Below are 10,108 nucleotides of genomic sequence, written 5' to 3' on the forward strand. Positions count from 1 at the left end.
GCTGTTAAAAAGCTTAATGATTTCAACCGTGATACTGAAAGTGGTTCTGCTGCTGAATATCCTTATGAAGCTGCCGAGGTATTTTATCGTGATACGTTCAAGGTGCTTACAGAACAACTTGATCTTATTGATGATCCAAAGAAACTGCATGCTTTTGACAAAGAAGTAGCCATTTTAGCGACAAGTATGCCTGCCGACTTTGAACCCTTACTGACTCTTGAGAAACGTTTAGCGGCTTCTTTTTTACGTCAAGCGAATATCTATTTAGAAAAACAGTACTTAAAAACTGCTCGTGAATTATTTGCCCGCGGTAATGAGCTTTATGAACGTTTGAATGGCGTACAACGCTTATAAATATGTTGGTGAACGTGACTAAGTTTAATGGATTATGAGACGAGTAATAAAATGGAATTAACGTTAGAGATTGTAAGTTATCACAGACTATCGCCCGAGCAGGTCAAGGTTATTAATGTTGGTAATGTTTTGAGCTTAGGAAGGTCTGAGACTTGCGATTGGCATATGCCTGATCCTGATAAAGTGGTATCAGGTAAGCATGCTCAAATATCTAAACGAAATGATGGTTTTTACATCGAAGATTTATCAACTAATGGTTTATTCATCAATCGTGCTGTTGAAGCGCTAGGTTCGGGTGTCGCCCACAAGATTGAGCACGAAGATTTGTTAACTTTCGGTGACTATGAGGTCAGTGCGAAGCTAATTTCGGCAACTGACTCTGCTCATAATAGGCATATGTCTGCTGGAGTTCAGCAATCGAACATTTTACCTGCAGAGGCAGTCATTAGTTCGAGTGAGCCTGCTTTTAACAACGATTTTAATAATGATATTACTGGTTTTGATGCTCAAGAATTATTAGGTAAAGCGAGTTCAAACTCAGCACTATTATCTGAAGTTAATGCCGACCTACAGGATCACTTTAAGCCACCAGAATCTACAATCCCAGAAGAATGGGATAAGGATTTCTTTGAGCAGAAAAGCACTCCAGCAGCGACTCCAACAGTTGCTGCTAAACCTTTAGTGGAAACGCCAAGGCCTCAAGCTGCACCGCAAGCACAAGTCAAACCCGTCGCTCGAAGCACGCCGCGTACAACACCAGTGCAAGAAGCTAATACACAAGTTCAGCCGATAACATCTCTCACTCAAGCTTTTTTTAAAGGCTTGGGGATAGATGAACAAGACTATGGCAAAGTGCTGAATGAATCGTTAATGCTGGAATTAGGCCAAAGTATGCATTTAATGCTGACAGGTCTAATGGATTCTTTGCGTCAACGCTCTCAGCTTAAAATGGAATTCAGAATTAATCAGACGACATTTCAACAAAGAGAAAATAATCCGTTGAAGTTTTCGGCCAATATTGATGATGTATTTCAAAATTTATTCTTACGTAACAGCGCGAGTTTCTTGTCTTCACAACAGGCGATTACAGAAGCCTTCAATGACGGACGCAAGCATGATATTGCTTTAACTGCCGGCACCATTGGTGCATTGCAAGGCTTACTTAATGAGTTAGACCCTCAGGCGATAGAGCAAAAAAGTCAGAGTCAAACGATAACTGATATGTTGCCAGGTCAAAAGCAAACAAGACAATGGAAAGTCTACAAAAGCTTACATCAAGATTATAAAAATGAATTCATGAGAGATAATTCTGCAGCGTTATCAGATGATTTCGTGAAAGCATATGACAGTAAACTTAAATTACTTTAGGGAGAAACGGTAAAATGAAACTTAAAATTAGTATTTATTATATTGCATTGGTCTTCACGCTATTATTCAACACTGGCTGCAAAACGATTAATGCTGTTGTACCGCCTTATACGGATATTACTTTTCAAGCCAGTAAAGATATTAATCCTGATATTAACCTTCGTCCATCACCGGTCGTGGTCAAAGTGTTCGAGTTGTCTTCAAGAACCATTTTTGATACTCAAGACTTTTTTACATTATATGAAGATGCTGAGTCTGTATTAGGCCCAGATTTAATACGCAAAGATCAATTAGAGCTTCAGCCTTCTGAAATTCGTGAGTACCCAATGTCTTTAGGGGCAAATACTCGCTATGTCGGTGTGGTTGTCGCGTATCGTGATATTGACTCATCGCGCTGGCGTTCAGTGGTTGAAGTTGATCCTACAGGCTATGACAGTATTACGATAAACATCGAAAAAATAGCCGTTTATAACTCTGAACAATAATGCATTTTTGATGAAGCTTTCTGGTTTAGAGAAATTGCATTAACGTTTTATAGAATAAAAATAAAGACATTGAACGTCATTATATAATAGGGAAATTATGAGTGATTTTAGTCCTGTAGCATGGACGGAAGGGATGTTCCTGCGTCCACAACACATGCAACAACAAGAGCGATTCTTACAATATCAGCAAACTCATGCGGTCAATAAACTTAACCCTTTTGCGTGGGGAGTGACCAGCTTTGAAGTGAATCATGGATTATTACCCCTAGGACAATTTGGTTTAGACAGAATTGAATGTATGTTCCAGGATCACACGCTGGCATTATTACCAGAGCAAAGTCCTTTACCTAAAGCGATTTCGATTCCTGCTGGTACCATTGATCAACTGATTTATATTGTTCTGCCTGTATCTAAAAGTAACAGTCTTAATATTTCGTCGGAAGAACAAAATCAAATAACAAGATATGTGTTTGATGATCATAATATTGTGGATACCAGTTTTGGCTCTGATGCTACAGAAGTGCTGCAGGTGGCCAAATTAGATTGTCGATTGAAATTGCAAAGTGAAGACCGTTCAGGCTATGTATCCATAGCGATAGCAAGAGTCATTGATGTTTCTGATGAAGGTGTTGTTAAACTTGATAAAAAGTTTATTCCTGCCTGTACCGGTATTTCCCACATTAAAGCCCTGCAAAATATAAATACCGAAATCAATGGCATGATCCAGCAACGAGCAGATGCTATCGCTGGCAGATTAAATCAATCCCAAAGTGCTTCAAGTTCGATTGCAGACTTTTTAATGCTGCAATTGTTGAATAAGTATCAACCTATATTTGAACATTACTCTGTAGTTAGCCATGTTCACCCTGAAACCTTTTTTTGCTCTTTGCTGTCATTCTCTGGTGAATTAGCTACGTTTAGTAGCCCAGATAAACGCCCGCCTAAATTTCCTATCTACCAACATGACAATCTTACGTATGTATTCAGTAATGTGATGGTGATTACCAACCATGGTTTAAGTACTGTTCTTGAACAAAGTGCAACAGAGTTTGCGTTAGAAAAGACCAAGTTCGGCGTATATTTTGCCACCATTTCAGATAAAAGCATGCTTGATAATGCAGACTTTATTCTGGCTGTGAAAGCGAACGTGCCGAGTGAGGAGCTTCGCCAAAGGCTGCCATCACAAATAAAAATTGGTTCAGTAGAAACGATACGAGAATTAGTCAATAACCAACTGGCGGGTATCGGTATCTCAACCTTACCAATAGCACCACGACAAGTGCCGTATCATGCCGGTTATCACTACTTTCAGCTTGATAAAAATAACAGCCATTGGGTAAAGCTGAAATCTAGTGGTGGGTTAGCTATGCATATTTCAGGTGCATACCCTGAGTTACAGATAGAGCTTTGGGCTATCAACACGTAATAAACACAATGTATAAGGATATTTGTTGTGGAAGATAAAACTATTGTTAAACCTCGCCCTGGGAGAGGGGCTGGATTAGCAACCAGTAAACCCAAAGTTAATGATGACAGTCAGAAAACATTGGTACAAGAAATCAAATTTGATAACCGTGCACAAAGTGCGGTGTTAAGTTTAGCGCAAAATCCGATTGTTGATTTTGCAGGAACATTACTATCTATATGTACCCAATTGCGCACCAGTGCTCAGCATGATGATATTGATACATTACGAGTTCATTGTGTTGAGTTAATTAAAAATTATGAGCAGCAATTACGTAGCGCTGATGTGAGTGCAGAAGATATAAAGTCTGCGCGTTACTGTTTGTGTTGTTTTATTGATGAAGTTGTATTGAATTCACCTTGGGGGGAACAAAGTTACTGGGCCTCCGACAGTTTATTATCAACCTTTCATAATGAAACCTTAGGTGGTGAGTATTTTTATACATTACTCGATGCATCATTAAGACAGCCCGAACAAAAGTGTAATTTATTAGAATTAATGTATTTATGTTTAACCCTTGGGTTTGTTGGAAAGATGCGCGTTGAGCCACAAGGTGATCAACAGTTAGAGGCATTAAGAGAAAGAACATTTTTGGTGATTCAATCGACGAAAGATGATTTACATCGTGAGCTGTCACCTTCTTGGCGACAGAACATCGCCTCAAACCAAACCTTTGAACAGCCATTTCCATTGTGGGTTATAGGTGCGCTTTTTGGTGTGTTGTTATTGTTTATTTACTTAGGATTTAGATACAGCATTAATGACTACTCATCAACAGCTTATAAGCAACTTACCAGTATTGTGCCATGGGAAGACACCGTTGAAGAACAGTTGATCAGTCGCGATGAAGCCTTGTTACTGCAGCAGTTATTACAAACTGAGATTTCTAAAAACTTATTAGAAGTTGAACAGTTAACCGATCGGGTGAGAATTAGAATTGAAGCGGGGGAGTTATTTGCATCAGGTAATACTCAGCCTCGTTCTGATTTTGAAGCTATTCTGGCAAAAATTGCCAGAACACTTGAAGGCACTTCAGGGAAAATTCTGATTACAGGTCATACTGACGATGAACCTATCTTTACCTCAAAATACCCTTCGAACTGGCATCTATCTCTAGCAAGAGCAACTTCAATAGGTAATGTTTTGGCTCAAAATGCGTCTTTACGAGGTCGTTTATGGCCAGAAGGAAGAGGCGAGTCAGAACCGAGAGTTGCCAATGACAGTGAGCAAAACCGCGCATTTAATCGTCGTATCGAAATAGACTTACTGTTTTAGCATTACACAAAGGAATTGTAATAATGTCTGCAAAATCAATTGGCAAAAGGATTGTCGATATTTTTAAATCTAAATGGGTTATCACAATCATTGGATTTACATGTTTAGCGTTATTGATTTGGTTTGGTGGCCCCTTAGTGGCTATTGCTGGTTATGAACCGCTTGCATCAACAGCTGTGAGAGTGATCGTACTATTGGTCATTGTCATCATTTGGGGTGGGCTGCACTTTATGCAGCAGGTCAAAAATAAAAAACAAAGTGATGAAATGGTAGATAGCCTCATTAATGGTGAGGGTGAAACGGTTTCTGGTGATGATCTCGTTAAAAACGAAATAGATGTTCTGCAAAATAAGATGACCCAAGCTTTAGACATCTTAAAGCAGACTAAACTGACAAAGAATAAAAGTATTTACGAGCTCCCTTGGTACATCATGATTGGCCCTCCAGGTAGTGGTAAAACGACAGCTATTCAACATTCAGGTTTAGAGTACCCATTAAAAGAAAAAATGGGTGTGGATATGATTGAAGGCGTCGGCGGCACACGTCATTGCGATTGGTGGTTTACTAACAAAGCCGTGTTGATAGATACCGCAGGTCGCTATACCACACAAGATAGTCATGTAAAACAAGACTCTAGAGCGTGGCAGGGCTTTTTGGGCTTACTGAAAAAGTATCGTCCAATTAGGCCTATTAATGGTGTGATTATTAGTATGGGAATGTCTGAATTGCTTAACCAGACTAAAACCGAACGTAACATGCATGCCAGAGCGATTAAACAACGCTTACAGGAGCTACAAAACCAATTAGGCATGACGTTTCCTGTTTATGTTTTGTTATCTAAATCGGATTTAGTAGCAGGCTTTAACGAGTTTTTTGATGATTTAACAAAGGAAGACTGTGAGCAAATTTGGGGTGTAACTTTCCCACTTGATGTGGATGAAGAAACTGACATTGTTAGTACATTCAATAAAGAGTTTCATCATTTACTGCTGACTTTAAACGCAAGATTAAATACCCGATTAAGGCATGAGCGAGATCTGGAACGTCGAGCTGCGATTTACGAGTTTCCTAAGCAATTAAGGCTCTTACAAAGCTCGGCAGATGACTTTTTGAAAGAAATCTTTGCACCAAATGCATACGAAGAAGCACCGTTACTTCGTGGGGTTTACTTGACGAGTGCCACACAAGAAGGCACACCGATAGATCATCTTTCAACTCATTTATCGAGCGGGATTAAAAGTAAAACTAAGGCAAGTTCCAATGGCAAAGTAAGAAGCTACTTTATAAAACGTTTATTAGAAGATGTTGTTTTTCCAGAAAAAGACCTCGCTTCAAGCAACAGAAAACATACTAATCAAAACAAATTACTGAGAAAGGCATCGTTAGCTATTGCTGCTTCGGTCACTTTAGTCGCGAGTTATTTTTGGTGGGAGAGTTACGACTGGAATCGACAGCTGATAGACAATACATACCACGAACTTGCTAAATATGAAGACGTTACCCAAGGTGGCTTGTCTTCTAAGACGGATATTGTCACTTTAACAAAAGGCTTAACGATTATTCGAGATTTACCTGTTGGCTATGGTACTGAAAAATCGGAAGATGCTCATACATTAGGGCTTTATCAAGGCGATAAATTAAAGCAGCCAGCGACAGCCGCTTATGTGAGGGCACTTGAGTCCCACTTAAGACCTTTAATGCTATCTATTCTCAGTGAAGAAATGGATGCTAATGGCCACCACCTTAATTATCTCTATGAAACATTAAAAACCTATTTAATGTTGTATTTACCTGAGTACTATCAAGCTGAAGACATTAAGATTTGGTTTTCTGCTTACATTGACCGCAATGTGATCGGCAATGTAAACGCTGAAGTGCGCCAACAGCTTAACCTTCATATTGAAACCTTACTTAATTTAGGGATTCGGGGCGACAACTATGACGAAATGGTTGTTGGTGGTGCTAGGGCCAATTTAACCATGCTACCCCTGGTTGAACGTGCGTATCAGCGTTTAAAAAGTGACTATTCGCAAAGCAGTATTCCAGATTTTGAATTGGTCGATATCCTCAGTTCTGACAGTTTAGATGGGTTAGTTTTTGGAAGTGGACGTCAGTTTAATCAAGGTATTCCTGGCCTATACACCTTCAATGGTTTCCATGGCATTTTTAATATTGAGAAAAATAAAATTATTAAAAACTTAACGGCAGATAGTTGGGTTTATGGTGATGAGTTAGCAAATTTAGACGAGCAAGCACGAAACCGCTTAACAGCTGATCTTGAGAGAAAGTATATTCGAGATTATATTTTTTACTGGGAAGACTTTTTAAGTGATATCACGGTTAAACCTTACTCGACTCTCGAGGAAGCTGAAAGAGTTACTGCAGCATTAGCAAGTCCAGATCAACCGATTAAAACCATTATTGCAGCAGTGCAAAAAAATGTGCAATTGACAAAACTGCCCATGGAATCCAATAACTTAAAAGCGGCATCTGAAGTGGCTGGCAATGTTACTGATGTTGCTTTTCGTTCTAAAAAAGCGCAGTTAAATCGTTTGTTACCTGATACCGCGATTGAATTAGATGTGGAATTACCAGGTAAAGAAGTTGAAGTGGCGTTTGCTGAGCTAATAGAAATCAATTTAACTGATGTCGATAAAATTCAAACAACCCTCAGAGCGCTTAACCGTAACTACGCCAAACTCATGTTGCAGTCAGATATTCGCGGTAACGTGATGAATCAATCTGTAGAAGAAAGTTTTGCTCAAATGGGCAGCAATCTATCAGAACAATTAATTGATCTTCCACATCCAGTGAAAGGTTGGCTAGGTGGGGTTGCATATCAAACACGTACTTTTGCCAAATCGAATCAAAATCAACGCTTTAATGGCATTTGGCGTTCACAGGTTTTAGCTGAGTTTAAAGGCGCGATTGATGGACGTTATCCATTTAATCGTAAATCTAAAGTTGATGTGAGATTGAATGACTTCAGTAAATTCTTTGGCTATGGCGGCACACTCGATAAGTTTTGGGATCAATATTTAGCAATGCATGTTGATACCAGTAAAAAGCCGTGGCGATTCATTCGAAATATTGGCATTCAAGATGATGTTTTGATTATGTATCAACGTGCTGAAGTGATTAAAGAAGCTTTTTTTGAGCCTGGTAGTAAACGCCCTAAAATCAATTTCTCGCTAGAGCCTCAGCTATTAGACCGAAGTGTCAGCTTGTTCTTATTAGAAATGGATAATCAACAGCTTAAGTATCAACATGGCCCAACCAGAAAGGAAATGTTTATTTGGCCTGGCCAAGGTGCAAACAACGAAACGCGCATCGCATTCTCGCCCCCTAATGGTGGCCGCTCAATCAATATGAAATATGAAGGTGAATGGTCTTTCTTCAAATTACTTGATGAGTTGAGTAATAAGCGTCCTCAAACTAAAAAGGATGGAAAATTGATGATTAACCTGAGTGGATATAACGCTGAACTAAAGCTTATTGCTAATAGTGTGAACAATCCATTTTGGATGGCAAATATGGAGACATTTAGATGTCCTGCGAACCTTTAAAAAGTATTGGTTATTGTGGAAAAATCCCTGCTAAAGGAGATTTTATTCAACAACATTTGAATCAGGACTTTCTGAAAAATTGGAATGATTGGCTTCAAGCTGTGCTTGCTGTAAGTAAGGAACAAGCCGCAAATGAGTGGCTAGATTATTACCTTACAAGTCCAATATGGAATTTCTCCTTATCGGCAGGCATATGTTGTGAAGATGCGGTGATAGGTACTGTTATACCGAGTGTGGATCAGGTCGGCAGGCATTATCCATTTACAGTCGCGGGTTTTCATTCTCAATCTGCACTTAGAGGTTGGTGTGATAACACTTGTTCACCAGTGTTTGAGCAGCACATTTTATCGGTATTAGAGGATGACACTGCAATAGACACTTGGTTAATTGAATTACTTGATAACACGTTAACAGTATCAATGGACAAGTATTCATTCTCTGAAGTGGAGTCAGAGGATCAAACCAAAACAGCTTGGGTGTTTACTGGTAGTCAAAGCCCTGAATTATTGTCACTACTGGATCAACAGTATAAGCGTAAATTTAATCGCTACAGTATTTGGTGGACGGAAGGTTCTGCTGATGTTGAGCCTTGCGTCATTATTACAGAAGGCTTGCCGCAGGTGAGCCAATTCATCTCGATGCTAAATGGACAATGGAAGCAAACTAGTTGGAATATGGCCGAACTTAATAAGGATGAACATACGTGCACTTAAGTCATGCTTTGACCCATCGGGGTACAATAAGAGAAATTAATGAAGATGCATTTTTAGAATTGCCGTATTTAGGCGTTTGGGTTGTTGCTGATGGGATGGGTGGTCACGCAGCTGGTGATGTTGCAAGTCAAACTGTTATTGACGGAATTCAACAATCATTGGAACAGGTTGAGCCAAATGAAATCACTATCGAATTACTGAAATCTTCTTTGCAGAACAGTAATCGTATTTTACAGCAAATGAGCGAAACTGAGTTTGAAGGTAAAGTCGCCGGTAGTACCGTGGTTGTGCTGTGGTTAGATAATGATCAGTATCATATGTTATGGGTTGGAGATAGCCGAGTATATCGGTTTAGAGAGCAACAGTTAACTCAACTGTCTAAAGATCACAGCCAAGTCAATGACATGGTAGACGAAGGTTTACTTGCACCTGAAGAAGCTGAAACTCATCCCTTGGCAAATGTCATCACACGAGCAGTAGGCGTAGATGTCCATTTGGACATTGATTATCGCAGCGATAAAGTAAATGAAGGTGATATCTTTCTTTTATGCAGCGATGGCCTAAACAAAGAACTTAACGATAACGAAATTCAAAGAATCATTCAGTCTGAAAACATTATTGACTCAGGTTTAGCTTTGTTACATGCATCGCTAGTGAGAAATGCACGTGATAACGTGACATGTATATTAGTTAAACAAACTCATAAAGTGTCTAGTTTAAGTGAGGAGTGCGATAAAACAATTCCAGTTTTTGTATAACCAGCGATTAATAGAAAGTAATATTAATAAAGATAGTTAAAGCAAACTAATTAAAAAGAGTTTTAATTGTATGTTTACGACCAAAATACGTCAAAAAGTATTAGTTTTTAATTTAATTTTCATT

Annotated in this window: 8 protein-coding genes; all 8 read left to right on the forward strand. The window is 39.0% G+C overall.

Translation table 11 applies throughout. From position 1 onward, the window contains the following. Positions 1–354 (forward strand): hypothetical protein (locus BCU91_RS14425; RefSeq protein WP_198590478.1); only part of this gene is annotated, 354 nt, incomplete at its 5' end. A gap of 51 nt (positions 355–405) precedes the next feature. Continuing rightward, the gene (tagH, locus tag BCU91_RS14430; protein WP_157936295.1) at positions 406–1,722 is read left to right on the forward strand and encodes a type VI secretion system-associated FHA domain protein TagH; all 1,317 of its coding nucleotides are present in this window, start codon (positions 406–408) and stop codon (positions 1,720–1,722) included. Positions 1,723–1,736: 14 nt separating this feature from the next. Next, entirely contained in the window at positions 1,737–2,207 is a 471-nt protein-coding gene (tssJ, locus tag BCU91_RS14435) for a type VI secretion system lipoprotein TssJ (RefSeq protein ID WP_102531751.1), read from the forward strand. Between the two features lie 97 nt (positions 2,208–2,304). After that, entirely contained in the window at positions 2,305–3,633 is a 1,329-nt protein-coding gene (gene tssK / locus BCU91_RS14440) for a type VI secretion system baseplate subunit TssK (RefSeq protein ID WP_102531752.1), read from the forward strand. Positions 3,634–3,660: 27 nt separating this feature from the next. Further along, on the forward strand, positions 3,661–4,947 hold the full coding sequence (gene tssL, locus BCU91_RS14445; protein ID WP_102528960.1) for a type VI secretion system protein TssL, long form: 1,287 nt from the start codon (positions 3,661–3,663) through the stop codon (positions 4,945–4,947). A gap of 23 nt (positions 4,948–4,970) precedes the next feature. Next, positions 4,971–8,513: a type VI secretion system membrane subunit TssM gene (gene tssM / locus BCU91_RS14450; RefSeq protein WP_102531753.1), complete on the forward strand. Its 3,543-nt coding sequence runs from the start codon at positions 4,971–4,973 to the stop codon at positions 8,511–8,513. Continuing rightward, positions 8,495–9,226 (forward strand): type VI secretion system-associated protein TagF, encoded by a 732-nt coding sequence (gene tagF / locus BCU91_RS14455; RefSeq protein WP_102531754.1) that lies wholly within the window; start codon positions 8,495–8,497, stop codon positions 9,224–9,226. Before tssM ends, tagF begins: the two co-directional genes overlap by 19 nt. After that, on the forward strand, positions 9,217–9,984 hold the full coding sequence (locus BCU91_RS14460; RefSeq protein ID WP_102531755.1) for a protein phosphatase 2C domain-containing protein: 768 nt from the start codon (positions 9,217–9,219) through the stop codon (positions 9,982–9,984). The genes tagF and BCU91_RS14460 overlap by 10 nt, the downstream gene beginning before the upstream one ends. The last annotated feature ends 124 nt before the right edge of the window (positions 9,985–10,108 follow it).

It is taken from the genome of Shewanella sp. 10N.286.52.B9, assembly GCF_002873635.1.
Lineage (GTDB): Bacteria > Pseudomonadota > Gammaproteobacteria > Enterobacterales > Shewanellaceae > Shewanella.